The organism is Kinneretia sp. DJ1R-11, from assembly GCF_025717595.1.
Taxonomy (GTDB): domain Bacteria; phylum Pseudomonadota; class Gammaproteobacteria; order Burkholderiales; family Burkholderiaceae_C; genus Paucibacter_A.
Window position 1 is genome coordinate 556,873 of the sequence record NZ_JAJIRR010000001.1, and the last position, 25,856, is coordinate 582,728.

At 65.7% G+C, this 25,856-nt stretch carries 27 protein-coding genes and 1 pseudogene; 21 read left to right on the top strand and 7 right to left on the bottom strand.

Annotation, left to right across the window (positions count from 1 at the left end; translation table 11 throughout):
- The first annotated feature begins 67 nt into the window (after positions 1-67).
- From LNV23_RS02345 to LNV23_RS02360, 4 genes are all read left to right on the top strand, one after another.
- Complete coding sequence (locus LNV23_RS02345; RefSeq protein WP_263561779.1) at positions 68-2,002, top strand: S41 family peptidase; 1,935 nt, start codon at positions 68-70, stop codon at positions 2,000-2,002.
- 108 nt (positions 2,003-2,110) lie between these two features.
- A complete protein-coding gene (modB, locus tag LNV23_RS02350; protein ID WP_263561472.1) occupies positions 2,111-2,782 on the top strand; it encodes a molybdate ABC transporter permease subunit in 672 nt (223 codons plus the stop codon).
- Positions 2,779-3,489: an ABC transporter ATP-binding protein gene (locus tag LNV23_RS02355; protein WP_263561473.1), complete on the top strand. Its 711-nt coding sequence runs from the start codon at positions 2,779-2,781 to the stop codon at positions 3,487-3,489. The genes modB and LNV23_RS02355 overlap by 4 nt, the downstream gene beginning before the upstream one ends.
- Positions 3,486-4,451, top strand: a complete 966-nt coding sequence (locus LNV23_RS02360; protein WP_263561474.1) for a LysR family transcriptional regulator — start codon at positions 3,486-3,488, stop codon at positions 4,449-4,451. Before LNV23_RS02355 ends, LNV23_RS02360 begins: the two co-directional genes overlap by 4 nt.
- A gap of 5 nt (positions 4,452-4,456) precedes the next feature.
- Here the strand turns inward: LNV23_RS02360 and LNV23_RS02365 are convergent, their stop codons facing one another.
- Genes LNV23_RS02365 through LNV23_RS02375 form a run of 3 tightly spaced genes read right to left on the bottom strand, consistent with a single transcriptional unit; the run spans position 4,457 to position 5,942 of the window.
- The gene (locus LNV23_RS02365; protein WP_263516343.1) at positions 4,457-4,873 is read right to left on the bottom strand and encodes a TerB family tellurite resistance protein; all 417 of its coding nucleotides are present in this window, start codon (positions 4,871-4,873) and stop codon (positions 4,457-4,459) included.
- 33 nt (positions 4,874-4,906) lie between these two features.
- A complete protein-coding gene (locus LNV23_RS02370; RefSeq protein ID WP_263561475.1) occupies positions 4,907-5,188 on the bottom strand; it encodes a TFIIB-type zinc ribbon-containing protein in 282 nt (93 codons plus the stop codon).
- Between the two features lie 19 nt (positions 5,189-5,207).
- Entirely contained in the window at positions 5,208-5,942 is a 735-nt protein-coding gene (locus LNV23_RS02375) for a Bax inhibitor-1/YccA family protein (protein WP_263561476.1), read from the bottom strand.
- A 259-nt stretch (positions 5,943-6,201) separates the two neighbouring features.
- Between LNV23_RS02375 and LNV23_RS02380 the strand changes: the two genes are divergently transcribed.
- The 5 genes from LNV23_RS02380 (at position 6,202) to LNV23_RS02400 (ending at position 10,565) form a co-directional block, all read left to right on the top strand.
- Positions 6,202-7,293, top strand: coding sequence for a DUF3616 domain-containing protein (locus tag LNV23_RS02380; protein ID WP_263561477.1), 1,092 nt, complete (start codon positions 6,202-6,204; stop codon positions 7,291-7,293).
- Between the two features lie 120 nt (positions 7,294-7,413).
- Positions 7,414-7,932, top strand: coding sequence for a YqhA family protein (locus tag LNV23_RS02385; RefSeq protein WP_263561478.1), 519 nt, complete (start codon positions 7,414-7,416; stop codon positions 7,930-7,932).
- A 14-nt stretch (positions 7,933-7,946) separates the two neighbouring features.
- Entirely contained in the window at positions 7,947-8,945 is a 999-nt protein-coding gene (locus LNV23_RS02390; protein ID WP_263561479.1) for a diacylglycerol/lipid kinase family protein, read from the top strand.
- Entirely contained in the window at positions 8,942-9,739 is a 798-nt protein-coding gene (locus LNV23_RS02395; protein WP_263561480.1) for a metallophosphoesterase family protein, read from the top strand. The genes LNV23_RS02390 and LNV23_RS02395 overlap by 4 nt, the downstream gene beginning before the upstream one ends.
- 391 nt (positions 9,740-10,130) lie before the next feature.
- Positions 10,131-10,565, top strand: a complete 435-nt coding sequence (locus LNV23_RS02400; protein WP_263561481.1) for a tellurite resistance TerB family protein — start codon at positions 10,131-10,133, stop codon at positions 10,563-10,565.
- Positions 10,566-10,592: 27 nt separating this feature from the next.
- Here LNV23_RS02400 and LNV23_RS02405 read toward each other — a convergent pair.
- Positions 10,593-10,685: pseudogene (locus LNV23_RS02405) on the bottom strand (LysR family transcriptional regulator); the annotation flags it as partial.
- Positions 10,686-10,899: 214 nt separating this feature from the next.
- Between LNV23_RS02405 and LNV23_RS02410 the strand changes: the two are divergent.
- The 12 genes from LNV23_RS02410 to LNV23_RS02465 all read left to right on the top strand — a co-directional run bounded on the left by LNV23_RS02410 (position 10,900) and on the right by LNV23_RS02465 (position 23,306).
- Positions 10,900-11,892, top strand: a complete 993-nt coding sequence (locus LNV23_RS02410) for a TerC family protein (protein WP_263561482.1) — start codon at positions 10,900-10,902, stop codon at positions 11,890-11,892.
- A gap of 493 nt (positions 11,893-12,385) precedes the next feature.
- Entirely contained in the window at positions 12,386-12,862 is a 477-nt protein-coding gene (locus LNV23_RS02415) for a CopD family protein (RefSeq protein WP_263561483.1), read from the top strand.
- 347 nt (positions 12,863-13,209) lie between these two features.
- Positions 13,210-13,752 carry a gamma carbonic anhydrase family protein gene (locus tag LNV23_RS02420; RefSeq protein ID WP_263561484.1) on the top strand — a complete coding sequence of 181 codons (543 nt, stop codon included), beginning with the start codon at positions 13,210-13,212 and terminating at the stop codon, positions 13,750-13,752.
- A 316-nt stretch (positions 13,753-14,068) separates the two neighbouring features.
- Complete coding sequence (locus LNV23_RS02425; protein WP_263561485.1) at positions 14,069-15,739, top strand: OFA family MFS transporter; 1,671 nt, start codon at positions 14,069-14,071, stop codon at positions 15,737-15,739.
- 152 nt (positions 15,740-15,891) lie between these two features.
- Positions 15,892-16,344, top strand: coding sequence for a formate dehydrogenase subunit gamma (locus tag LNV23_RS02430; RefSeq protein ID WP_263561486.1), 453 nt, complete (start codon positions 15,892-15,894; stop codon positions 16,342-16,344).
- A complete protein-coding gene (locus LNV23_RS02435; RefSeq protein WP_263561487.1) occupies positions 16,344-17,912 on the top strand; it encodes a formate dehydrogenase beta subunit in 1,569 nt (522 codons plus the stop codon). The genes LNV23_RS02430 and LNV23_RS02435 overlap by 1 nt, the downstream gene beginning before the upstream one ends.
- 27 nt (positions 17,913-17,939) lie before the next feature.
- On the top strand, positions 17,940-20,852 hold the full coding sequence (gene fdhF / locus LNV23_RS02440) for a formate dehydrogenase subunit alpha (RefSeq protein ID WP_263561488.1): 2,913 nt from the start codon (positions 17,940-17,942) through the stop codon (positions 20,850-20,852).
- Complete coding sequence (gene fdhD, locus LNV23_RS02445) at positions 20,842-21,768, top strand: formate dehydrogenase accessory sulfurtransferase FdhD (protein WP_263561489.1); 927 nt, start codon at positions 20,842-20,844, stop codon at positions 21,766-21,768. The genes fdhF and fdhD overlap by 11 nt, the downstream gene beginning before the upstream one ends.
- Positions 21,758-21,985 carry a formate dehydrogenase subunit delta gene (locus LNV23_RS02450; protein WP_171827186.1) on the top strand — a complete coding sequence of 76 codons (228 nt, stop codon included), beginning with the start codon at positions 21,758-21,760 and terminating at the stop codon, positions 21,983-21,985. Before fdhD ends, LNV23_RS02450 begins: the two co-directional genes overlap by 11 nt.
- 107 nt (positions 21,986-22,092) lie before the next feature.
- Positions 22,093-22,338, top strand: coding sequence for a hypothetical protein (locus tag LNV23_RS02455; protein WP_263561490.1), 246 nt, complete (start codon positions 22,093-22,095; stop codon positions 22,336-22,338).
- Positions 22,339-22,401: 63 nt separating this feature from the next.
- The gene (locus LNV23_RS02460; RefSeq protein WP_263561491.1) at positions 22,402-22,953 is read left to right on the top strand and encodes a GNAT family N-acetyltransferase; all 552 of its coding nucleotides are present in this window, start codon (positions 22,402-22,404) and stop codon (positions 22,951-22,953) included.
- A 143-nt stretch (positions 22,954-23,096) separates the two neighbouring features.
- Positions 23,097-23,306: a hypothetical protein gene (locus LNV23_RS02465; protein ID WP_263561492.1), complete on the top strand. Its 210-nt coding sequence runs from the start codon at positions 23,097-23,099 to the stop codon at positions 23,304-23,306.
- 8 nt (positions 23,307-23,314) lie between these two features.
- Here LNV23_RS02465 and LNV23_RS02470 read toward each other — a convergent pair whose 3' ends face one another.
- From LNV23_RS02470 to LNV23_RS02480, 3 genes are all read right to left on the bottom strand, one after another.
- Positions 23,315-23,863, bottom strand: a complete 549-nt coding sequence (locus tag LNV23_RS02470; protein WP_263561493.1) for a GNAT family N-acetyltransferase — start codon at positions 23,861-23,863, stop codon at positions 23,315-23,317.
- A gap of 56 nt (positions 23,864-23,919) precedes the next feature.
- Positions 23,920-24,243, bottom strand: coding sequence for a hypothetical protein (locus LNV23_RS02475; RefSeq protein ID WP_263561494.1), 324 nt, complete (start codon positions 24,241-24,243; stop codon positions 23,920-23,922).
- 194 nt (positions 24,244-24,437) lie between these two features.
- Complete coding sequence (locus tag LNV23_RS02480) at positions 24,438-25,808, bottom strand: patatin-like phospholipase family protein (RefSeq protein ID WP_263561495.1); 1,371 nt, start codon at positions 25,806-25,808, stop codon at positions 24,438-24,440.
- Positions 25,809-25,856 lie beyond the last annotated feature (48 nt).

A 25,856-nucleotide genomic window follows, 5' to 3' on the forward strand; every position in this document is an offset into this window, starting at 1 on the left:
CCGCACCACCACCACAACACCGCCAGCACTGCAGCCGGCTGAACCCACAAGGAGACAGACCTTGCCCATGCCAAACACATCGCTGACCCGGCCGACGCGCTTCGCAGCGGACCGCGGAGCTTGGGTCCTGCTCGCGGCCCTGACGATGAGCGCCTGCGGTGGCGGCGGTGGCGGTGCGGGCAACAGCACCCCGCCTTCGCCAAGCACGCCGAGCACACCCGCCACGCCCAGCCTGCCCGACCCGGCCACCCTGTGGCCCACACCCGGAAAATTCGGCCAGCTGCAGCTGGAGCGCATGGCCGCCTTGGCCGAGATTGCCGCCAATGTGCAGTACTTCCACCCCTCCGACGGCGTGGCGCAGACCGACTGGGACGCTTTCCTGCAGTACGCCATGTTGCGCAGCTCCCAGGTCGGCACCGATGCCGAATTCCTGGCCCTGCTGCGCAGCTTGTTCGCGCCGCTGGCGCCCGATTTGCGCTTCAACGAACCCACGGCCGAATACAAAGTCTCACCCCAGGACGAGCTGAACTACTGGTACCAGAACGGCTACATCGAAGGCGGCATCAACGACACCAAGGATGTGTACGAGCGACGCCGCAAGTCCTTGCGTGCCGCCGAGCTGGGCAGCGCCCCCGGCCTGCCCGGCGAGGCGGCGGCGCGCTACAAGGCGGCCGGCATCGAGGTGCTGCAGCCCCTGGTTCAGCCCGTGGTGCTGGGCAAGACCAGCCCGGCGAGCCAAGGCTTCAAGCCCCTCCCTGCAGGCTGGTCACCGGATCAGGACTTCAACCAGCCCGCCGCCTGCCTGGCCGCCATGGCCAAGGCCTGGGGCGTGATCCAGAACTTCTTTCCCTACAAAGAGAGCCTGCAGCTGAACTGGCCGGCCGAACTGCGCCCCATGCTGAGCAGCTGCGACCCGGCACAGGGTGCCGACCGCGTGCCGGCCGTCAACGCCCAGTTGCGCCGCAGCCTGACCCTGCTGCGCGACAACCATGTCGGCCTGAGCGCCAAGAGCCTGGAGCGGCGGCGCTGGTTCATGCCATTCTCGGTGCAGCTGGTGCAAGGCAAGCCGCTGCTGGTGGAGCCCACCGCCTCGGTTGCCGGCCTGCAAAAGTACGACGAGCTGCTCAGCATCGACGGCCGAACGCCACAGCAGTGGGTCGAAGGCTTGCTGCCCCTGAGTCTGTCCAACGAGCACACCCGCATGGGCTGGACCCTGTACCAGGACCTGATGTACAGCTCCGCGCCGCAGAGCTACAGCCTGAACGTGCGCCACGCCGACGGCTCAGAAGCCACGGTGAGCGTGCCCAGCATCAACTCTGCGCCAGGCGGCCAGCCGGCCGACGCCTATATGGCCTGGCACGACGTGGCAGGCCAGTTGCCCCTGCTGGACCCCAAACCCGACGGCACCCTCTACCTCAACCTGTCCAAGATGACCAAGGCCGACCTGCCTCGCGCGCGCGAAGCGCTGGCCCAGGCCAAGGCCTTGGTGCTGGACCTGCGCACTTACCCGGTCGAGTTCAGCGCCTGGTACAGCCTGCTCGGTCATCTGGTGGACAAGCCCATTCAGTCCCTACCGCTTTACCACCACCAGCCCTATGCGCCTGGGCCCAAGGTCTACCGACAGCGGGTGCAGCAAGCCATCCAGCCGGCCACGCCCTATTTCAAGCTACCCATGGTGGCGATCTACAGCCGCTTCAGCCAGAGCCAGAACGAACATGCGCTGGGCTTTCTGCAATCAGCCGGTGTGCCGCTGATGGGCGAGGCCAGTTCGGGTGCCAACGGCAACATCACCGAGATGCGCTTGCTGCCCGACGCGCAAGGCAAGAACCCACTCGCCACCATCACCTTCACGGGCATGGAGGTCACGCAGCACGACGGCAGCCGCTTCATGGATGTGGGCATCCTGCCGGACATCCAGCAAGGCCGCAGCGTGGCCGGCGTGCGCGAGCAGCGCGACGAGGTGCTGGAGGCTGCGCTGGCCTGGCTGCGCAAGCCGCGCTGAAGCAGGGGCGCTGAAAAAGGGGCGAAACTGGCGGCTCAAGGCCTGCGCTATATTGCGCCGCACCCCGCCGTCACTTTTTTCTCGGATTCGCCTTCCCCGCCCCTGCCCATGGATTCCGCCTGGATCGCCCTGGCCCTGTCGCTCAAAGTGGCGGGCTGGGCCACGGCCGTGAATCTGCTGCTGGGTACGTCGGCCGGCTACGGCCTGGCGCGCTGGCGGCGCTTTCCCGGGCGCGAGCTGCTGGACGCGCTGCTGACCCTGCCCATGGTGCTGCCGCCCACCGTGCTGGGCTACTACCTGCTGGTGCTGCTGGGCCGGCGCGGGCCCATCGGCCACTGGCTGGACACAAATCTGGGCATCCAGCTGGTCTTCACCTGGCAGGGCGCGGTGATCGCCGCGGCCCTGGTGTCCTTCCCGCTGGTGATGAAGTCGGCGCGGGCCGGCTTCGAAGGTGTGGACGCGCAGCTGGAGCAGGTCGGCCGGGTGCTGGGCCTGGGGCCCTGGGCCCTGTTCTTTCGCGTCAGCCTGCCGCTGGCACGGCGCAGCCTGATGGCCGGCCTGCTGCTGGCGTTTGCGCGGGCGCTGGGCGAGTTTGGCGCCACGCTGATGTTGGCCGGCAGCATTCCGGGCCAAACCCAAACCCTGTCGATCGCCATCTACGAGGCGGTGCAAGCCGGCCAGGACGAGAGCGCCAATTTCCTGGTGGCCCTGAGCTCCATCGTTTGCGTGGTGGTGCTGCTGGTGGCCGGCCGCCTGATGCCGGCACGGAGCCCGACATGACGCGGGAGACTTTCTTCGAAGTGCAAATCGAGCAGCAGCTGCACAGCCGCCGCGGCGCCGCGGCATTCCGCCTGGAGCTGGCCTTCGAAAGCCAGCAGGCGCGCACCGTGCTCTGCGGCCCCTCGGGCGCCGGCAAGAGCCTGACTCTGCAAGCGATTGCCGGACTGAACCGACCCGACCGGGGCCGCATCCGCTGCCGGGGTCAGGTCTTGTTCGACAGCGTGCGCGGCATCGACCTGCCCGCCGCGCAGCGCGGTTTCGGCTATCTGTTCCAGGACTACGCCCTGTTCCCGCAGCTCGATGTGCGACAGAACATCGCCTTCGGCCTGAGCAAGGGTTGGCTCAACCCATCACGGCGCGCACGCGACCCGCGCGTCGAGCACTGGTTGCAGGTGTTCGAGCTGGAGCACGTGGCAGGCCAACGGCCCGAGCAACTTTCGGGCGGCCAGCGCCAACGCACGGCCCTGGCGCGCGCCCTGGTTGGCGAGCCGCAGGCCCTGCTGCTGGACGAGCCGTTTTCGGCGCTCGACCCGGCCCTGCGCGGCCGCCTGCGCGAGGAGTTGGATGCGCTGCTGAAACGTTTGCAGATCCCCATGCTGATGATCACCCACGACCCCGAAGACCTGGCCTTCTTCGGTGGCCTGGCGTTGCAGCTGCAGGGCGGCAGCCTGGTGGGCCGCCCGGTAGGCGGCGAAGCGCAGCCATGAACCTGTTCGTCTCGCTGAAGTACCTGGTCGCGCTGGACGACCACAAGCATTTCGGCCGCGCCGCCCTGGCCTGCCACGTCACCCAACCGGCGCTCTCCAACGCCTTGAGGGCGCTGGAGGAAAGCTACGGCACGGCCATCGTCAAACGCGGCCGCAGCTTCGCCGGCTTCACCGAAGAAGGCGAGCGCGTACTGGCCAGCGCACGCCGCACCCTGCGCGAGCAAGAGCTGCTGCAACAGGAGCTGGACAGCCGCAGCGGCTCGCCCAGCGGCCACCTGCTGATCGGCTCCGTGCCCACGGCCATGCCCATCGCTGCCCGCTTCGTGGCGCGGCTGCAGGCGCGCCACCCGGGCATACGGCCGACGCTGCGCTCGATGAGCTCGGTCGAGCTGGAGACCGGCCTGGAGAACCTGGCCCTGGACCTGGCCCTGGGCTACACCGAGCGCATGGAGCAAAGCCGAGCTCAGCTGCGCGTGCTGCCCCAGTACACCGAGCACTACTTTCTGCTGCAACAAGCCCAGGCAGAGCCAAGCGCTGCGGGCCTGCAGATCGGCGCTGAGATGCGCTGGCAGGACGCCGCCGCCCAGCCGCTGTGCCTGCTCAGCGCCGAGATGCACAACCGCCGCATCGTCGACCGCGCTTTTGCCGAGGCCGGCGTGACAAAGGTGCAAGCGGCGATCGAATCCAACTCCACCGGCGCCTTGGTCGCCTGTGTGGTCGCCGGCCAGGTCAGCAGCGTGCTGCCCGGCGCCCTGCTCGGCGAACTCCAAGCTTACGGCCCGGCCCGCTGCGGCTTGCAAGCGCGACCCCTGGTGGCGCCCCAGGTGGCCGTGCCCATCGCCCTGATACTGCACCAGGGCAGCCGCCCCTCACGCACGCTGGAAGCCGCCCTGGCGCTGGCCGAAGACCCGGCTTGGCTGGCGGAGGCGGCGCAGCACAGCGGCTTGTTGCAGGGGCGGTGAAGCCTTCAGTTTGGGGCGGTCGGCCGGAGCATCTCGCGGTGCAAGCCCCAATGTTCAACTGCGGCGACGAGCACGGTCGATTCGCCCTCGTCGACATGGGCGTCGGCCTCTGCAAGTGCAACGCAAATGCGCAACAAGGTCAGCCGCAACGCGGGGTCCTGGATCTCGCCCATCAGGTCTGCCAGCGTGCGTTCGTCCACCGGGCAGGCGCCGGCCCATTGCAACTGGCCGCTTGAAAGCAAGTCTTCGCAGAAGGTGTCCATCAGTGCGTGCAACTCATGCCGCTCCAGGCCCAGTTGCTCATGCACGGCCAGACGGTCCAGCCACTCGATTTCGGCGGCACCAATGTCGCCGTCGGCCACCACCGTCAGGGCGACGATTCGAGCGGCGGCTTGTGGGCTGTTCGCGGGATAAATGCGCATGATGGGTCTCCCTTAGATGCTGTCGGTCGCGGGTCAGTCGAAGATATTGCTCAGCCAGGATTTATTCCGGCCGCCCTGCGGGCTTCGGCCATGCTCGTAGTCGGAATCCTGGAACTGGGGCTGTGATCGGGCCGCACTGCCGCCGGAAGGCGTCGACGCTGCTGCCGTGGCCGTGGCCGCGGTCGAGCGCTCGATCAGCTTGTCGAGTTCGCCTCGGTCCAGCCAGACGCCGCGGCATTGCGGGCAGTAGTCGATCTCGACGCCCTGGCGATCGCTCATCACGAGTGCGGTGTCGGTACAGCTGGGGCATTTCATGGTGTGCTCCTGGTGAAGGTTATTCGTCTGAGCCGCCGAAGCCGAACAGGCTCAACAGGCTCGTGAACAGGTTGAAGATCGATACGTACAGCCCGACGGTGGCCAGCACATAGTTGCTTTCACCGCCGGTGACGATGCGACTGGTCTCGAACAGGATCAAGCCCGCCGACAGCAGTGCGACCATCGCGGCGACGGCCAGGCCCAGCGCCGGAATCTGCAGGAACACGGCGCCCAGGCCGGCAATCAACGCGATGACCATGCCGGCGAACAGGAAGCCGCCCATGAAGCTGAAGTCGCGCCGGGTCGACAAGACCCAGGCCGACAAGGCCAGGAAGGTGGCGCCCGTGGCCGCCAGGGCCAGGGTCACGACTTGTGCTCCGCCGGGCAGCGCCAGAGATTGGGTCAGCACCGGCCCGAGGGAATAGCCCATGAAGCCCGTCAGCGCAAACACCGCCGGCAGGGCCCAGCCGCTGTTCTTGAACTTGTAGACAGCAAAGAGCAGGCCGAAGTAGCCGCCCAGAGTGAGCAAGAGGCCCGGCGCCGGCAACTGGAACGCCACGCTGGCAGCGGCGACGGCTGCGCTGAACAGCAAGGTCATCGACAGCAAGGCATAGGTGTTGCGCAGCACACGGCTCGCAGCGGCGACATCTGTGGGTGTCGCGCTGCCTGCGGCGATTGGCGCCATATGCGTAGCCTGCTGTGCCTGCGAGGCCTGCGCGGGAACGGTCGAGGGGATGGGTAGTTTGGTGTTCATGGTTGTGAGTCCTGAGGTCGTTCGAGTTCAGCGTTCGTACTTGAAGAGCACTTACATCGCATATCTCCACCGCTTGACGGACAGACCGAATATGGGGCGCCAGGGGGTTCTGAAAAAGCAGGCTTTCAAGGATGCGAACATCGGATAAACCTGAACACAGACGGGCGCTTCGGTCGCACACTCCGGGGTTCGGCGGCTCGTTCCTGCGCGCTTTACAGCTCGCGAGCCTTCTGACCCGTCAACCTTTGAGAATCACCCGATGCCCAACGCTCGAATTGCCAATGCTGCCCGTCTGGAGTTCACTCCTGACTCCCTGGTTCAATCCAATCTGTCCGGCGCGGCCTTCACCGGCGACTGGCTCTGGGTGGCGGGCGACGAAGCCTGCGGCCTGGACCGCCTTCGCCGGCTCAACCCGGTGGGGGGTGAGGCTTTGCGCTTCGGCGAGGTGCGCGACTTCCCGCTCGCCGACCTGCTGGACCTGCCCGGCGCGCCCGAGGAAGAGGCCGACCTGGAAGGCATGGCCGTGGCCGATGGCTTCCTCTGGGTGGTCGGCTCGCACGGCCTGAAGCGCAAGAACACCAAAGCGGAGCGGGACCATGCCGACAACGCCAAGCGCCTGGCGAAGCTGGCGCTGGACGGCAACCGCCGCCTGCTGGCCTGCCTGCCCATCGAGCCCGACGCCAAGGGCGAGCCCTGCCTGGTGCGGCAGGCCCAGGACGGCCGTCGGGCACTGCGCCTGAAGGGCGATGCGCAAACCAATCTGCTCACGCGTGCGCTCGCCGATGACCCCCACTTCGGCCCCTATATGGCCATCCCTGGCAAAGACAACGGCTTCGACATCGAAGGCCTGGCCGTGGACGGCTGCCGCATGCTGTTGGGCCTGCGCGGCCCGGTGCTGCGCGGATGGTCGGCGCTGCTAGAGATCGCGATCGAAACCCGCGGTGAACACCTGCGCCTGGCGCCCCTGGACGACAGTGGCACCCTGATCCGCAAGCACTTTCTGCAACTCGACGGCCTGGGCGTGCGGGACCTGCACTTCTCGGGCGACGACCTCTACATCCTGGCCGGCCCGACCATGGTGCTGAACGGCGACATTCGCGTCTTCAAATGGCCTGGCGCCCGGCCCTTGCTGGCTGCCAACCGCGAGCCGGTGCGCTTCGAGTCGGCATTGACCGAGTCGGCGCCACTGCCACACGCTCGCGGCAGCAACCGCGCCGAGGCCATCTGCCATCTGCCGGCTGAACTGTCCGACAGCAGCAAGGCGAGCTGGCTCGTCCTGTACGACGCACCCGGCGCCGATCGCAAGGAAGGCGATCACACCGTCTTCGGTGACTTGCTTCGCCGCGTTTGAGATCGTCCGCCACGGTCTTACTCAGCTTGTCCTCCGGATGATCTGGATCGAGCAGGCACTGAAGCTGCGGTCAGATCGTTGCTTGAATTCAATGTCAGCTCTATTTAAACGTTACCAATAATGGAAAAACTACTCTCAGGGGTCGGTTCGCTGCTCTACGGCATGCGATTCACCATGCTGTTCTTCTATGTGGGTCTGGTGGCGATCATCTTCGGCATCCTGGGCAAGTTCCTGCTGGAGACCTACAAGCTGATGAGCACCTTGCTCTTTGGCGACCTTGCAAAGATCGACCTGATCATCAAGGTGCTTGAGCTGGTGGACATGACGATGGTGGCGCAGCTGGTCTGGGTGGTGGCGCTCGCCGGTGTGTCGCTGTTCGTGACCACGGGGCACTTCGACAAAAAGGACATGAAAAAGCCCGACTGGCTGGACCACGTCAACACCTACAACCTCAAGTTGAAGCTGGCCTTCGCCATCATCTCGATCTCAGGCGTGCATGCCTTGAAGACCTATCTGAGTGGCGACTTGAGCTTGGAGAATGTCCAGGTCATAACGATGGTGGCCGTCATCCACTTCACCTTCGTGCTCTCTGCCATCGGCATCTCCTTTGCTGAACGTTTGACGCGGGAGAAGACCTGAGCGAGCCTAGAGCCATGGCCGCGCTCCCCGAGATCGACCTCGCGTCACCGCTGCAGTTCGTCATCAACGCGGCAGCGGGCAGCAGCGATGCACGGGCGAAGCGCGAGGTCGTCGAGGCCGCGCTGCAGGCAGGCGGACGGCGAGGTGACTTGCTGTTCTGCAGCCCTGCCGAGTTGAGTTGCGTGTCGCACCAGGCTGCGGCGAAGGCGATCGCTACCCACACAGCCGTGGTCGCCATCGGTGGCGACGGCACACTCAACACCGTGGCGCAGGCTGCACACGCCGCGGGCTGCGCCATGGGCGTGGTGCCACAGGGCACGTTCAACTACTTTGCCCGCACGCACGGCATAGCCGAGAACCCGGCCGATGCCGTCCGCCAACTGCTGCGTTCGGTGCCAAGGCCGGTTCAAGTGGCCGGCATCAACGAACGGGTGTTTCTTGTCAACACCAGCCTCGGGCTCTACCCCGACCTTCTGCAAGACCGGGAAGCCTTCAAGGCCCGCTTCGGTCGCAGCCGCTGGGTCGCTTTCTTGGCAGCCTGTGCGACTTTGCTGCGTGCGCAGCGCCGTTTGCGACTGCACATCGAGATGGGTGGCCAGGCGCGCGAGGTGCAAACCCTGACGCTCTTCGTGGGCAACAACCGCCTGCAGCTGCAGCAGTTCGGCGCGGAGCCCGATGACACCCTGGCGGGCACGCCAGGCGAGGGCAGCATGGCCGCGCTCGTGCTGCGGCCTATCGGAACACTGTCAATGCTGGGCCTGATGTTGCATGGCGCCATGGGCAGGCTGGGTGAAGCCGCAGGGGTGGAGCGCTTCGAGTTCGAGCACTTGGTGGTGCGGCCAACGCTGCCGCAAGGCCGCCGCGGGGTGAAGGTGGCCTTCGATGGCGAGGTGACCATGATGCGCGCGCCGCTCGACATCAGGGTGCTCGCCAAGCCCCTCTATCTGCTGAAGCCACAGCTCGACGCTGCCCTCATCGATGCACAGGCCTGTGCCGAAGGGGTGGCGCCTTGAGCGTTCTGCTGCAGATTTCCGACACGCACTTTGGCACCGAGCAGGGCGCGGTCGTAGAGGCCCTGGGCACGCTGACCCAGCGGCAGCGACCTGATGCTCTGGTGCTGTCGGGGGACATCACGCAGCGCGCTCGTCCAGCCCAGTTCCGCGCGGCACGTGCGTTCGTGGACCGCCTGGGGGCGCCGGTTCTGGCCGTACCAGGCAACCACGACATCCCACTCTTCGATCTGTGGGCGCGGCTGCGCAGACCCTATGGACGGTACAGCGCCGCCTTCGGCACCGATCTCGAGCCGGTGCATCGCTCTGCGGAACTCCTGGTCGTGGGCGTCAACACCACGCGACCATGGCGACACAAAGATGGCGAGCTGTCTGCGCTGCAGATCGACCGTGTGACCCGACTTCTGAAACAAGCCGAGCCTGAGCAGCTGCGCGTGGTCGTGGTGCACCAGCCTATCGCCGTCACGCGCGCCGAGGATGAGCCCGACCGACTGCGCGGGCATGCGGCCGCTCTGCAGCGTTGGGCTGAAGCCGGCGCCGACCTCGTCATGGGCGGGCACATCCACCTCCCCTACGTCATGCCACTGCCAGGCCTGGTGCGTCCGCTGTGGGTTGTGCAGGCGGGCACCGCCGTGTCGTCCCGGGTGCGTGACGGCTCACCCAACTCGGTGAACCTTCTGCGCTGGGGTGCGGATGCGGCGCCGGGATGCTGCCGGATCGAGCAGTGGGACTACGAGGCCGACGACCGGGCCTTCCGGCTCACCAAGATCAGCGAGGTCCGGCCAGACCGGTCATGAGTGCGGCTTTGCGCCCGTCGCATCATGTTTCGGCGAATTCGCATTTTACTGAGTTGGAGTCTCGGAAATATCGGTTCTTCCGAACTTTGATTGGATGCATATTCCAGTCTTTCATCACATCCGAGCTCATCACCATGAAGCCTTCTCTGCGTTTTCCGTCCCTCATGCTTGCCTGGATCAGGGAGAACCTTCACTTGCTGAAGGAGGAACTCAGGCAGTGGGTGCCTCAGCCAGCGCCGGTGCTCGTGCCCATCCCGATCCCGGCCGCGCGTCGTACACGCCAGTTTGACCGGCGGCATCCAGCCCGAGTCGACTGAACTCAGAACACAAAACAAAGAACAAAGAACACAGCTTGTCAGCCCAAGCTTCGGTTCTTCAAGGGAGACCCATCGTGCGTAGCTACCCCCGTAACAGCCCAGAAGCTGCCGCGCGCATCGTCGCGTTGGTGCTCATCTCCGACGGTCAGGTGTGCAGCTACGAGTTCGAGATCCTCAAGAAGTTGGGCGCTGAGCGCGAACTCGGGCTGGATCCGCAGCTGCTGCCACACATCGTTTACACCTTGCGTGAAGAGCTGCTGGCGGGTGGCTACGAGACAGACTCGCTCATCGGTCAGGTCGATAGCAGCGAGATGACGTCATTGATGGCCGAGATCTCCGATCCGGTGCTGCAAAGGACGGTGTTGCGTCTATCCCTGGCCGCGGCGCGAGCCGATGGCCACCTGGCCGATGGTGAAGCCAAGGTCGTGGAGGCCGCGCGGCACCATTGGAAGCTGATCGACGGAGAGGAGCCGCTCTCCAAGAAGGCGGCCCGTGGCAACGCTCGCTGATGGGGGTCGAGCAAGACGCGTTCAGGGGCGAGCCGCCTTGCCACTGGCCGCTTCGCGCACCTCATCCGGGATGCCCTGGCCCTGCTGAAAGATCAGCTCGGCGCGCGCGAAGGCGTCCTGGGTGACGACACAGAAGTCACTGCGAAGACGGCCGCTCAGCATCTGCACTCCGATTCTGAAAAACCGAAGTTGAATTGCGCATCGGCGTGGTTTATTCGAATCGCATAGATCCCCACACTCCGACTCACCCGAACGCCTCGGCGAGCCCGATCATGTTCCACGCCCTAAGCGGCCTGTCGCTTGCCGCCGTTGCCGCAATCCCTTGAGGTGAATCATGGACTTCCTGCATCCCTTCCTCACAGCCGACTTCATGGGCACGCCGACCTGGGTCTGGCTCACCTTCGTCGGCATCGTCATCGCGCTGCTGGCCTTTGATCTGGGCGTCCTGCACAAGGACGACAAGGAAATCGGCGTTCGCGAGAGTCTGCTGCTGTCGGCCGGCTACATCAGCGTGGCGCTGTTGTTCGGTGCCTGGGTCTGGTGGTATCTGGGCGCACAGAGCGGCATGGACTACTACACCGGCTTCATGATCGAGAAGTCGCTGTCGATGGACAACGTCTTCGTCATCGCCCTGATCTTCAGCTTCTTCGCCATCCCGCGGCAGTACCAGCACCGGGTGCTGTTCTGGGGCATTCTGGGCGTGATCTTGCTGCGCGCACTCATGATCGGCCTGGGGGCAACGCTGGTGAGCCAGTTCAGCTGGGTGCTCTACCTGTTCGGTGCCTTCCTGATTTTCACAGGCATCAAGATGTGGATCATTGCCGACCACATGCCCGACATCGCCAAGAACCCACTGCTGAAATTCCTCAAGCGCCATGTGCGCGTGACTGAGGGCTTGCGCGGCAATGCCTTCTGGGTGCGCGAGACCGACACCAGGACGGGCAAGCTGGAACGCTTCGCGACACCGCTGTTCCTGGCGCTCGTGCTGGTGGAGTTCGTCGATCTGATCTTCGCGGTTGATTCGGTGCCGGCCATCTTCGCGATCACCACCGACCCCTTCATCGTCTACACCAGCAATATCTTCGCGATCCTGGGCCTGCGCGCGCTCTACTTCGCGCTGGCAGCAATGATCCACCGCTTCAAGTACCTGAAGTACGCGCTGGCCCTGGTGCTGGTGTTCATCGGCAGCAAGATTTTCCTGGTGGGCATCATCGGCAAGATCCCGGCGGTGATCTCGCTCAGCGTGACCTTCGGACTGATTGCCGGGGGGGTCCTGGTATCGCTGTGGAAGACGCGCGGGCAGCCCGCGGTCGCCGAGTCCACATGAGGCTGCCAAACGTGCAGCAGCCTCGCGACGCAGCCGCTGCCGTGCGTGAGGAACGGGGTCGATGCAGGCGATGGCACAAGCCCACGGCACGGAGGCGCACGACCTTGCAACTGCTGGCCATGCCCCTGCCTGCCACAAGGGGTGGCCAAGCTCGAATTGCTGCGCCACTGGGCCCTGCGCGTGCGGGTCGGCTTGCCTTCTGCCTACACTCGGGCCGGGCGCCACGCCCGGGCCCGACTGAGCCATCTCGCCATGTCCGGCCCGAGGTGGGCGACGGCGCTCGCGCTTGGGCTTGGGCTGATGGCCATCATCGTCGCGATGCCGATTCCCTCGGCAAGCTGTTTGCGGCCGGGGCGCTGATGTTCATCGAGCTGGGGCTGGTGTTTCGCGATGGGCTTGGCAGTGGCGGCCACGAACGGCCTGCTGCTGACGGCATGGGTCTGAGGTGGCGAGTGGCTTCTGGACTGGGTTTGAACTTGAACGGGACTGATCGATGATTTACGCGACTCTCAAGACTTTGCACGTGCTGTCCATCGTCGTTTGGATCGGTGGCATGGTGTTTGCACACTTCTTCCTACGACCGGCGGTCGCTCAACTGGAAGCACCGCTGCGCCTGCGGCTGATGCACGATGTGCTCGGGCGCTTCTTCCAAGCGGTGCTGGTGGCCTCGCTGCTGACTCTGGCCAGCGGCGTGTGGATGCTGGGTCGTGTGGCCAAGCAAGTGGTGCAGTCGGGGGGCAACTTCGAGATGACGCTGGCCTGGACCGTCATGGCGGTGCTGGGTGTCGTCATGGTGGCGATCTTCATGCACATCCGTTTCGCGCTTTACAAGAGGTTCAGCCGGGCTGTAGCAGTGTCTGAGTGGGCCACGGCTGGCGCGGCCCTGGCGCAGATTCGCACATGGGTGTCCGTCAACCTCGGCCTGGGTGTCCTGGTGGTGATCGTGGCGCTGATGCGCTGGTCGACGTGAGTCCGGAGCCGGCAGATCATTGGCCACATACTGGCGCATAGCTGTTGCGGACAAGTACGAGAGTAGGTTTTTGATTCGAATCGAGGATTTGAATGGGTGGTCCACATTTGACTCGGCACCGTTGGAGCAGCAGTTGCTGCTCCAGAGCCGGGGTGGCCTGGGCAAGGAAAGCTGCATGGTGCAGGGCTGCAGCCAACTCGTCGTCCTGAGTTCTGCGTTCTGCCTTGCGCACACCTATGAACGAGATGTCCGAAAATGAGCTTTAACCTATCAGTCAAGCGCGGACCGCCTGCGGCGTCCGATTACTCTGGACGTTTTTCGGTGCCACACACACCACCCGCTCAAGCATGTCTTTAAGCACATACCTCGGCGCTCAGCCATCTCTTGCAGCAGGCGTATACGTCCATAGCTCAGCCCAAGTGATAGGTGACGTGAAAGTCGGTCGCGACAGCTCTATTTGGTGTAACACCGTGCTGCGGGGGGACGTCAATCACATCGTCATTGGCGATTGCAGCAACATCCAAGACTTCGCCATGGGACATGTATCCCACAAAAGCACGGCCAAGCCGGCCGGCTCGCCACTCCTCATCGGAAACTACGTCACCGTCGGGCACTCGGCGATCCTTCATGGATGCACGATCGGCGACGAGTGCCTCATTGGAATGGGCTCGATCATCATGGACGACGTCATCATCCAAGCCCACGTCATGGTGGGTGCAGGCAGCCTTGTGACGCCGGGAAAAGTGCTTGAAAGTGGCTACCTGTATGCAGGCAGACCGGCAGTACGGGTGAGGGCACTCACCGTGGAAGAGATGGTCTATCTCAAATACTCTGCCGAGCACTATGTACGCGTCAAAGACAACTACGCGTCCGAAGCGAGCGGCGGCTAGAGCCTGTTAACACTACGTCGATCGGCCGGGAAGGCGTTCCTTGGGACATCCATTCCTACGGCGTTGCCGTCTCAACATGGCGGGCCTGCTGCGAACGGCAGATCGAGTTCAGCTGAAGCCGGCCGGTCGCCCTCGCAGGCCACCATGCGCCCGAGGCTCGCTTCTCCGCCTGGCTCGGGCAAACCCTGATTTTCCAAACTGATCGCCCCATTTCCCGAATCAATTGGACGGGCGGCGGCCGCGCGGCCAACACTCCGCCTGCACCGACGAGTGCACAAGCAAAAACGATTCGGAGACAAAACTTATGTCCACTGTGATGACAGGCGAGCCTGGCCGCCTGAGCGGGGCCAAATCCGGCTTCCTCGACAAAGAGCGCATCATTGCCGCCCCCGGCTTCAACCGCTGGCTGGTGCCACCGGCCGCCCTGGCCATCCATCTGTGCATCGGCATGGCCTATGGCTTTTCGGTGTTCTGGCTGCCTCTGTCCAAGGCGCTGGGCATCAAGGAGGCGATCAAGTGCGGGCCCGATGTGGGCTTCTTCCAGGAACTGTTCATCAGCAGCTGCGACTGGAAGATCTCCACCCTGGGCTGGATGTACACCTTGTTTTTCGTGCTGCTGGGCAGCTCGGCCGCCATCTGGGGCGGCTGGCTGGAGCGGGCCGGCCCGCGCAAGGCCGGCGTCGTCAGCGCCCTGTGCTGGTGCGGCGGCATGCTGATCTCGGCCCTGGGCGTGCACCTGCATCAGTTCTGGCTGATGCTGCTGGGCTCGGGCGTGATCGGTGGCATCGGGCTGGGCCTGGGCTATATCTCGCCGGTGTCGACCCTGATCAAGTGGTTCCCGGATCGCCGCGGCATGGCCACCGGCATGGCCATCATGGGCTTTGGCGGCGGCGCCATGATTGGCTCGCCGCTGGCGGCCGAGCTGATGAAGCAGTTCGCCACCCCCACCGACGTGGGCGTGACGCAGACCTTCATCGTCATGGCCCTGGTGTACTTTGTCTTCATGATGGGTGGCGCACTGTCCTACCGCGTGCCGGCCTCGGGCTGGAAGCCGGAAGGATGGACGCCGCCCAAGGCGCAGGCCAGCAACACCATGATCACGCAAAACCATGTGCATGTGAAAAAGGTCTGGGGCATTCCACAGTTCTGGCTGATCTGGATGGTGCTGTGCATGAACGTGTCGGCCGGCATCGGCGTGATCGGCATGGCCAGCCCCATGCTGCAGGAGGTCTTCGGCGGCAGCCTGATTGGCTTGAGCGGTGAGGCGGCCAAGTTCGGCAATCTCGACAAGACGCAGCTGACAGCCATCGCCGGCGTGGCGGCGGGCTTTGCGGCGCTGATCAGCCTGTTCAATATCGGCGGCCGCTTCTTCTGGGCCAGCTTGTCGGACAAGCTGGGCCGCAAGATGACCTATGTGGTCTTCTTCGTGCTCGGTGGCCTGATGTACGCCAGCATCCCGGGCAGCGCCATGGCCGGCAACAAGCTGCTCTTTGTGGGCGCGATCTGCATCATCCTGAGCATGTACGGCGGCGGCTTTGCCACGGTGCCGGCGTATCTGGCCGACCTCTTCGGCACGCAGATGGTGGGCGCCATCCACGGCCGCCTGCTGACCGCCTGGGCCACCGCCGGCGTGCTGGGCCCCATCGTCGTGAACTACATGCGCGACTACCAGCTGGGCCTGGGCATCCCGCGCGAGCAGGTCTACAACCAGACCATGTACATCCTGGTGGGCATGCTGGTGATCGGCCTGATCTGCAATCTGCTGGTGCGGCCGCTGGACCCCAAGCACTTCATGAGTGCGGCGGAGCTGGCCGAGGAAAAGCGCCTGGCGCATGACCGCGCGGTCGCCTCCGAGCTGGGCAATGTCACCATGACCCATCACCAGAGCAGCCTGGCCCTGGTGCTGCTGGCCTGGGCTGCGGTGGGCATTCCGCTGGCCTGGGGTGTGTACCGCACCGGTCTGAGCGTCACCAAGTTCTTCAACTGAAGGCCTGAACGCATGAAGTCAAGCGAGACGAGCCCGATATGACGAGCAGCCGACCCCACCGGGTCGGCTTAAGCTCAGCGGCGGGCTCGCTCTCTTGCTCTCTCTCAGTCTGTTTTGCACTTGCTGTCTTCGCTTTACCCCACAATTTCCCCATGGACGAATCAATACACGAACTGCTGGCCGCGCACCCGGCCCGAGACGGCGCCCTGCTGCCCCTGCTGCATGCCGTGCAGGAAGCCCTGGGCCATGTGCCGCCGGCCGCCGTGCCCCTGATTGCCGAGCACCTGAGCCTGTCCCGGGCCGAGGTCCATGGGGTGATCAGTTATTACCATTTCTTCCGCAGCACAGCGCCGGGCAAGCAGGTGCTGCAAGTCTGCCGTGCTGAAGCTTGCCAGGCGCGCGGCGCCGAAGCGCTGCTGGCCCATGCCGAGGCGCGCCTGGGCTGCGCCTCGCACCACACGCGCGCCGATGGCGCGGTGACGCTGGAGCCGGTCTACTGCCTGGGCCTGTGCGCCTCGGCCCCGGCCCTGCAGATCAACGAGCGCCTGCATGCCCGCATGACGCCGGCCAAGCTCGACGCCCTGCTGGCCAAGGAGGGCCTGTGATGACGAGCGCTATCGTGACGAAAGTGTTTGTGCCGCGCGATTCCGCCGCGCTGGCGGTGGGCGCCGACGAGGTGGCCGAGGCCTTGCGCCATGAATGCCAATGCCGCGGACTGAGTATCGAGCTGGTGCGCAATGGCTCGCGTGGCCTGTTCTGGCTGGAGACCCTGGTTGAGGTGCAGACGCCGCAAGGCCGCATCGCCTACGGCCCGGTCGAGGCCGCCGATGTGCCGGGCCTGCTCGATGCCGGCCTGCTGCAGGGCGGCGAGCATCCGCTGCGCCAGGGCGTGACCGAGCAGATCCCTTTCCTGGCCCTGCAGGAGCGATTGACCTTCCGCCGCGTCGGCGTCATCGACCCGCTCTCGCTGGCCGACTACGAAGCCCACGAGGGCTGGGCCGGCCTGCGCCGCGCGCTCAGCCTGGACGGCAGCGCCATCATCCAGGAGATGCTGCACTCAGGCCTGCGTGGCCGCGGCGGCGCGGCCTTCCCGGCCGGCATCAAGTGGAAGACCGTCCGCGAGGCGCAATCGGCACAAAAGTATGTGGTCTGCAACGCCGACGAAGGCGACTCGGGCACATACTCCGACCGCATGACCATGGAGGGCGATCCCTTCATGCTGATCGAGGGCATGACCATCGCCGCGCTGGCGGTGGGCGCCACCGACGGCTACATCTACATCCGCTCCGAGTACCCACATGCCATCGCGACGATGAACGAGGCCATCGCCCGCGCCACCGCGGCCGGCTTCCTCGGCGACAGCGTCTGCGGCAGCGGTCAGGCCTTCCATCTGGAGGTGCGCAAGGCGGCGGGCAGTTATGTTTGCGGCGAAGAGACCGCCATGCTGGAGAGCATCGAAGGCAAGCGCGGCGTGGTGCGGGCCAAGCCGCCGCTGCCGGCGCTCTCGGGCCTGTTCGGCCAGCCGACGGTCATCAACAACGTCATCACCTTTGCCAGCGCGCCCATCATCCTGGCGCGCGGCGCTCAGGCCTACCGTGACTTTGGCGTGGGCCGCTCGCACGGCACCCTGCCCTTCCAGCTGGCCGGCAATATCAAGCATGGCGGTCTGGTCGAGAAAGCCTTCGGCCTGACGCTGCGCGAGCTGCTCTACGGCTTCGGCGGCGGCACGGCCAGCGGCCGGCCGATCAAGGCGGTGCAGGTCGGCGGCCCGCTGGGCGCCTACGTGCCCGAGTCGCAATGGGATGTGCCGCTGGACTATGAGGCCTACGCGGCCATGGGCGCCGTGGTCGGCCACGGCGGCATCGTCGTGCACGACGACACGGCAGACCTGTCCCAGCTGGCCCGCTACGCCATGGAGTTCTGCGCCATCGAGTCCTGCGGCAAGTGCACGCCTTGCCGCATCGGCTCGACCCGCGGCGTGGAGGTCATCGACCGCATCCGCAAGAACCAGAACCGCGCCGAGCAGGTGATCCTGCTGCGCGACCTCTGCGACACCATGACCCACGGTTCGCTCTGTGCCATGGGCGGCATGACGCCGTTCCCGGTGCTCTCGGCGCTGAACCACTACCCGCAGGACTTCGGTCTTGCCGCGCCCGACCAGGCCGCGGCCTGAACACGGCCCGCTCAGGAGCAGATCACCATGTTGGATCATCTCAAGCAAGACATCGACCACGGCACCCCGCGCCGGGAATCGACCGAAGAAGTGACGCTGGAAATCGACGGCTTCCCGGTCACCGTGCCCAAGGGCACCTCGCTGATGCGCGCCGCTGTGGACGCCGGCATCAAGGTGCCCAAGCTCTGCGCCACCGACAGCCTGGAGCCCTTTGGTTCCTGCCGGCTCTGCCTGGTGGAGGTGGAGGGCCGCAAGGGCTATCCCGCCAGCTGCACCACGCCGGCCGAGGCTGGCATGAAGGTCAAGACCCAGAGCCCTAAGCTGCAGGATCTGCGCAAGGGCGTGATGGAGCTCTACATCTCCGACCACCCGCTGGACTGCCTGACCTGCTCGGCCAATGGCAATTGCGAGTTGCAGGACATGGCCGGCGTGACGGGGCTGCGCAATGTGCGCTACGGCGTTGGGGCCGCGGCCGGCGCCCACCACTGCGATTCGAAGAAAGACGAGTCCAACCCCTACTTCACCTACGACCCGAGCAAGTGCATCGTCTGCAACCGCTGCGTGCGCGCCTGCGAAGAGACGCAAGGCACTTTTGCGCTGACGATCTCGGGCCGCGGCTTTGAGTCGCGCGTGTCGCCGGGCCAGGACCAGCCCTTCATGGAATCGGAATGCGTGAGCTGCGGCGCCTGCGTCGAAGCCTGCCCCACGGCCACGCTGCAGGAAAAGTCCGTCATCTGGCTGGGCCAGCCCGAGCACAGCGTCATCACCACCTGCGCCTACTGCGGCGTGGGCTGCGGCTTCAAGGCCGAAATGAAGGGCACGCAAGTCGTGCGCATGGTGCCCTGGAAGGACGGCAAGGCCAACGAAGGCCACAGCTGCGTCAAGGGCCGCTTTGCCTGGGGCTATGCCACCCACCAGGACCGCATCACCAAGCCCATGATCCGCGCCAGCATCCAAGACCCCTGGCAAGAGGTCAGCTGGGAGGTGGCGCTGAACCACGCGGCCAGCGAGTTCCGGCGCATCCAGGCCAAGCATGGCAAGGATTCCATCGGCGGCATCACCTCCTCGCGCTGCACCAACGAGGAAACCTACCTCGTGCAGAAGCTGATCCGCGCAGCCTTCGGCAACAACAACGTTGACACCTGCGCCCGCGTCTGCCACTCGCCCACCGGCTATGGCCTGGGCCAGACCCTGGGCACCTCGGCCGGCACGCAGACCTTCAAGTCGGTGGAGAAGGCCGATGTGATCATGGTCATCGGCGCCAACCCGAGCGAGGCGCACCCGGTGTTCGCCTCGCGCATGAAGCGCCGTTTGCGCGAGGGCGCCAAGCTCATCGTCGTCGACCCGCGCCGCATCGACCTGGTCAAGTCGCCCCACATCCAGGCGGCTCACCATCTGCAGCTCAAGCCCGGCACCAATGTGGCGGTGATCACCGCCCTGGCCCATGTCATCGTCACCGAGGGCCTGGTCAATGAAGCCTATGTGGCCGAGCGTTGCGACCCGAAGAGCTTCAATCAGTGGCGTGAGTTCGTGGCCCGGCCCGAGAACTCGCCCGAGGCGCTGGAGGCCGCCAGCGGCGTGCCGGCGGCCGAGCTGCGCGGCGCGGCGCGGCTGTACGCCACCGGCGCGAGCGATGGAACGGCCGCCGTCACGCGGCGGCCGAATGCGGCCATCTACTACGGCCTGGGCGTGACCGAGCACAGCCAGGGTTCGACCATGGTGATGGGCATTGCCAACCTGGCCATGGCCACCGGCAATGTCGGCCGCGAAGGCGTGGGCGTGAACCCGCTGCGCGGCCAGAACAATGTGCAGGGCAGCTGCGATATGGGCAGCTTCCCGCATGAGCTGCCGGGCTACCGCCATGTCTCGGACAGCAGCGTGCGCGCGCAGTTCGAAGCGGCCTGGGGCGTGAGCATCAACCCCGAGCCGGGCCTGCGCATCCCGAATATGTTCGACGCGGCGCTCTCGGGCAGCTTCAAGGGCCTGTACTGCGAGGGCGAGGACATCGTGCAGTCCGACCCCAATACGAAACATGTGGCCGCGGCCATGATGGCCATGGAATGCGTGGTGGTGCAGGACATCTTCCTGAACGAGACCGCCAAGTACGCCCATGTCTTCCTGCCCGGATCGAGCTTCCTGGAAAAGGACGGCACCTTCACCAATGCCGAGCGCCGCATCAGCCGCGTGCGCAAGGTCATGCCGCCGCTGGCCGGCTATGCCGATTGGGAGGTGACCCAAAAGCTGGCCCAGGCCCTGGGCTACCCGATGGATTACAAGAATCCCGAGGAGATCATGGCCGAGATCGCCGCGCTGACCCCGACCTTCGCCGGTGTCAGCTACGAGAAGATCGAACGCCTGGGCAGCGTGCAATGGCCGTGCAACGAGCACACCGAAGAGGCCGGCACGCCCATCATGCACGTGGACAAGTTCGTGCGCGGCAAGGGCCGTTTCATCATCACCCAGTACGTGCCCACCGATGAAAAGGTGACGCGCAAGTTCCCGCTGCTGCTGACCACTGGCCGCATCCTGAGCCAGTACAACGTGGGCGCACAGACCCGGCGCACGCCCAACAACCAGTGGCACAGCGAGGACCGACTGGAGATCCACCCGCATGACGCCGAAGAACGCGGCATCAAGGACGACGACTGGGTCGGCATCGCCAGCCGCGCAGGCGACACCGTGCTGCGCGCCACCGTCACCGAGCGGGTGCAGCCGGGCGTGGTCTACACCACCTTCCACTTCCCCGAGTCCGGTGCCAACGTCATCACCACCGACAACTCCGACTGGGCCACCAACTGCCCCGAGTACAAGGTGACCGCCGTGCAGGTGATGCCGGTGCAGCAGCCGTCCGACTGGCAGCGCGAGTACAGCCGCTTCAACCAGGCCCAGCAAGACGCGCTGCAACAGGCCCGCCAGCCCGAGGGCGCCCATGGCAAGTGAGCGCAGCGGCAAGCCGCCAGCCCCGGCCCCAGCGCTAAGCGCCGGGGCGGGCGCGGCGCGGCCCACGTTCTGCGAGGGCGCACGCGTGCTGCCGGTGCAGGGCGTGCGCGCGGGCGCGGCCTTTGCGGTGGACGACTGGGTGGCCGAAGAGGTGCCGGTGGCCCTGGAGTACAACGGCATCTCGCATGCGGTGATGCTGGCCACGCCGCTGGACCTGGAAGAGTTCGCGCTCGGATTTTCGCTCAGCGAAGGCATCCTCAGTGCACCGCATGAGCTGTTCAGTGTCGAGGAAGAAAGCAGCGAGCAAGGCATCACCCTGCACCTGCGCATCGCCGGCGAGGCCTTCGCCCGACTGAAAGACCGCCGACGCTCCATGACCGGCCGCACCGGCTGCGGGCTCTGCGGCACCGAGAGCCTGGCTCAGGTGGCGCGCCATCTGCCGGAGCTGGCCATGCCGGGCCAGGGCCGGCTGTTCAGCCGCGCTGCGATTGCCCGGGCCATGGGTCAGTTCGTCGAGCACCAGACCCTGCAGCAGGCCACCGGCGCCGTCCACGCGGCTGCTTGGTGCTCGGCCGAGGGCGAGGTGAAATGGCTGCGCGAAGACGTCGGCCGCCATAACGCCCTGGACAAGCTGATCGGCGCCCTGGCTCGGCATGAAGTCAAAGCCGGTGAAGGCTTCATCGCCGTCACCAGCCGCGCCAGCTTCGAAATGGTGCAGAAGACCGCCAGCGCCGGCGTGCCCCTGCTCGCGGCCGTGTCCGCCCCCACCTCCTTCGCCGTGGCCACCGCCGCGCGCGCCAATATGACCCTGGTCGGCTTCGCCCGCCGCCAGGACCTGGTCGTCTACTGCCACCCCGAGCGGCTGGACCTCCACGACTCCGAACCTCAGCTTCTGCACCCTCCCCATGGACATTGAAAAACTCGTCCGCATGGCCAACCAGATCGGCACCTTCTTCCAGGCCATGCCCGACCACGCCGAAGCCCTCGACGGCATCGCCACCCACATTCAAAAATTCTGGGAGCCGCGCATGCGGCGGGAGCTGCTGGCGGCGATGGAGGGCACCGGCGCAGCCAGCGAGCTCCTGCCCATCGTCAGAGAGGCGATTGAGTTGCGCCGGGCCAGCTTGGCCTGATCGAGAAGCGCGGTCAACCGGCTTTCATCTGCAACGTTCATGAATCACCTGCTCCATGTTCTTGAGCCGGCAATTCGAAGCAACGATTGAAAGAAAGCCAAAGCACCATGACCACGCTGACCCTCACCTTCAATGGCGCACCGCTTCAGGCTCGCCAGGCCTTGGGTGAACTGCTCTTGCGTTTCAAGAGCGCCTACTTCGTCGAGCGCAGCAACACCGAGTTTCTGGTCACCGCCGATGAAGCCACAGCCTCGGAACTGGCCCGGCAGAAACAATGGTCGAGCGCGGTTTCCCACAGCGAAGCAGGCAAGAGCCCGAGCATGGGCACAGTGGCCCGCAAGCGCACGCACTGAGTGAGTGAGTGAGGGGGCGCCGGCAGCGGCTAAGCTGAGCGCCTGGACACCTGACCTGCCGCCATGCCCCAAGCACCCCTCTCCGGTCTCACCATCCCCAGCTTCGAGTCCGAGCGCCTGCGGCTTCGGCCTTTTGCCGAGGCGGATTTCGAGGGAATGGCCCGATTCTTTGCCGACCCAGTCTCGGCCACCTACGGCGGGCCCTGCGGGCGCGACGAGGCCTGGCGCAAGTTCGCGGCCTATTTCGGGCATTGGGCTTTGCGTGGCTACGGCCCCTGGGCGCTGGAACGCAAAGCCGACGGTGTGTTTCTGGGCCTGTCAGGGCTCTGGTTCCCGGAGGGCTGGCTGGAGCCCGAGATCACCTGGGCCTTGCTCCCCGAAGCCCAAGGCCAGGGCTATGCCACCGAGGCCGCCCGCGCCGCACTGCGTGCGGCATACAGCGACTTTGGCTGGCGCAGCGCGGTCAGCGTGATCGCATCGGGCAACCAAGCCTCGGTCCAGGTCGCTGAGCGCCTCGGCGCCACGCTGGAGCGCAGCATCCCCTTCCGTGGCGGCGAAGGGCTGGTGTACCGGCATCTGGGGCCTGAGGCGCTTGAGGCCTCGCACCCGCACTGAAGGCCAGCGCCGTCACATTCAGTCAAAGTCGCTGCACACAAGGGCCACGGACAAATCCGGCTCAGTTTTTGACAATGCGTCTCCTTTCCCTGAAGCCCGCTTCGTTCCGTCCATTTCAATGACGAAGCACGCAGAGACGACGCATGAAGATCCTGAACCCCAACCACAAGCACCTCGATTTTTCTTGGGTGAAGCTAACTGCTTCCGCCCGCAGCACGCTGACGCTGATCGCAGCGGTGGTGGCTTTGTCGAGCGTGTCGACACTCTTCGCCCTCTTGCTCTTCACCAAGGCTGCCGCCGCCTCGGAACCGGGCGCCGCCAACACAGCCCTGGCTGCAGAAGAGTCGCTCTGAACGCGAACTCAGGCCTCGGTGCGAGGCATGGGCAGTGCCAGTGACATGTGCACCTTGCCCTTGAGGCCAGCGTCGGTGCGAATCGCCTCCGCCTGAATGCCCCAGGTGACGAAGCCCACGGAGCGATACAGCCGAAGTGCGGGTTCATTGCCTTCGGTCAGAGTCAGGTTCAAAGACAGGATGTTCGGTCGCGACGCCGCGGCCGCCAATGCCGCCTTCATCAGCGCCAGACCTACGCCCTGTCCACGCTGAGAGGCTTGGACATACATGCCCAGCACCAGCGCTGCATGGCGGGTCTTGGGTTTGGCCGAGTACTCCAGTGCCACCGTGCCGACCAATTGCTCGTCTTGCCACGCCCCCAAGCTCGTGGCCAGGCCGACAGCGCTGCCGATCCGCTTGATCCACCAGGACTCGGGTTCCGCGCGGCGTTCGGCAGCCGTGGTCGTGAACGCATCCGGCGCTTGCTCGTAGGCCTCGAGCATGAGGCTGCGGTAGGCGCTGGCGTCTGCGGCGGTGAGGATGCGGATCGGGGGCATGCCGGGCTCGATGAAATGCATGGCGGAAGACAGGGAACCCGCGGAGCCCCCTGCGAACTTGGGATCTGTGCAGAGGCCTAGGAAATCCGGATCCGAAACTCGGATTCGATCTCCTGGTCCGCTGCTGCAGGCAAGCACTCGAAGGCGCGGATGGACTCCGCAATGGCACGGCGGAAGCTCTCGGGGCCCTTGCCCTCCACCGTGATCTGCTCGATGGCGCCGTCGGCCTTCAACAGATATCTCGCCTTCATGAAGAACTCGCCGTTCGGCAGCCGCTTGTCGCTGAGCTGCGGCGGTGGCATGATCGGGCAGCGCCAGCGCTCCAATTTTGATGGAGCCGCGCTGGCCGCCGAGGCCACCGCGCTCAACATCACGGCCATGACAAATTCAAGAGCTCTCATCTTTTCTCGTCCTGCAATCTCGCTTCGCCAGGCGTTTCCGCGGCGAAACCCACCCCTGAGATGAAGCCAGCATGGCGCCAGATTCTCACAGGCATTTGAGCATGGAAAATCGGCTTCACCGGCGATCCAACGCCAAGAATGAGCGGCATACCAACGCGGCAGCGGCAAGACATTGCAGGCCTTCAATACGTCCCTCAGTTCGGCGCGGGCTCCCGAAGCCGCAGCAAAGCACGCTCCAACTCGACAAACGCTTCGGCGCTGCGCAGGGCGCGGCGGCCGGCGGCTTGCAGCTCTCGCACATCCGCGGCTTCGATGGTGAAGGCGGTGGGCACGCGCAGCAGTCGGTCGCGGATGCGGTCGTCGCGCTCGTCATGCAGGCTGATGCTGACCACTTGCAGCTCCGCATCGGCCGCGAAGGGGCTGCCCGGCTGGCCACGGCTGCGCTGCAGTTCCCCGCGCCAGCGGCGCAGGTCGTCGCCGAGGATGCCCAAGGTGATCTGTGATTCGCGGGCGCCGGCCCCAAAGATCAGCGACTCCAGCACCTGGCCCGTGCTGGGCACGCGGTCGCTGCTGTCGATGCGCTCGGCCAGGCCCCGCTCGGAGTTCACCGTCACCAGCACCAGCTGACGGATCGATCCGGGCGGCGCGTCGGCAAAGTTGGCGTGCATGGAGCCACGAGCCACCAGGCGGTCGAGCAAAAGGCGCACGCCCAGGTTGTCGGTCACGCCGCCGTCCACCAGGTGGATGAAGGGCCGCTCGGCCGCATTGCGGTAGCCCTCGACCGAGCGCTTGAGCAGCTCAGCGCGGTAGCTGCCCGCCGCGCCGTCGCTGGCCAAGGCAGCGCGCGCGGCGCCATCGGGGCAATGGCTGGCATGGTTGCGCACCGTCATCGGCGACAGCAGCAAGGGCACGGCCGAGGAGGCGGCCACCGCGAAGGACAAGGGGGTGCTGTCGAGATCGGAGCAGATCAATTCGAACTGCTCGGCCGTGAAATCAAAGGGCGCGCCGGTGGTGAGATCGGTGGCGGTGATCATCAGTTCGGGCGCGCCGGGGCGGCGTCGGACATCGGCAAAACTCATGCCGCGGTACAGCGCGTCCAGACGCGCAGCCAGGATCTGGCTGCGCCCATACCAGGGCGAGCTCAGCTGGTAGAGCCGCTGTGGCCAGAGCAGCTCCTGCAGCAGCCGGCCCTCAAAGGGCGCGAGCAGAAAATCATGCTCAAAGCGGGCCAGGCTTTCATCCCCCAAGGCGGCGTAATGTGCGGCCAGGATGCTGCCGCCGGACACCCCGCTGATCAGGCTCACCTCGTCGAGCAGGTTGGTGCGGCGCCCCGGCAAATCGAACTCGGTCGCTTTCAAGGCCTGCAGCACGCCCAAACCAAAAGCCGCCGCGCGAGCGCCGCCGCCCGAGAGCGCCACGGCCACCACCACCGGCCGCGCAGGGGCGGATGCCGGCGCCACCAGCGTAGCGGCAGTGGGCGCCTCTGGGGCGCTGGGCAAGCGCACTTGGTTGATCCAGGGCCGGTAGCTGGAGCAGGCACTGAGCAGCAAGGCAAGGGCGAACATCGCCGCCGCCCGTGCGGCGCGCCATCGCCGGCCTGCTTCTTGGAAGAG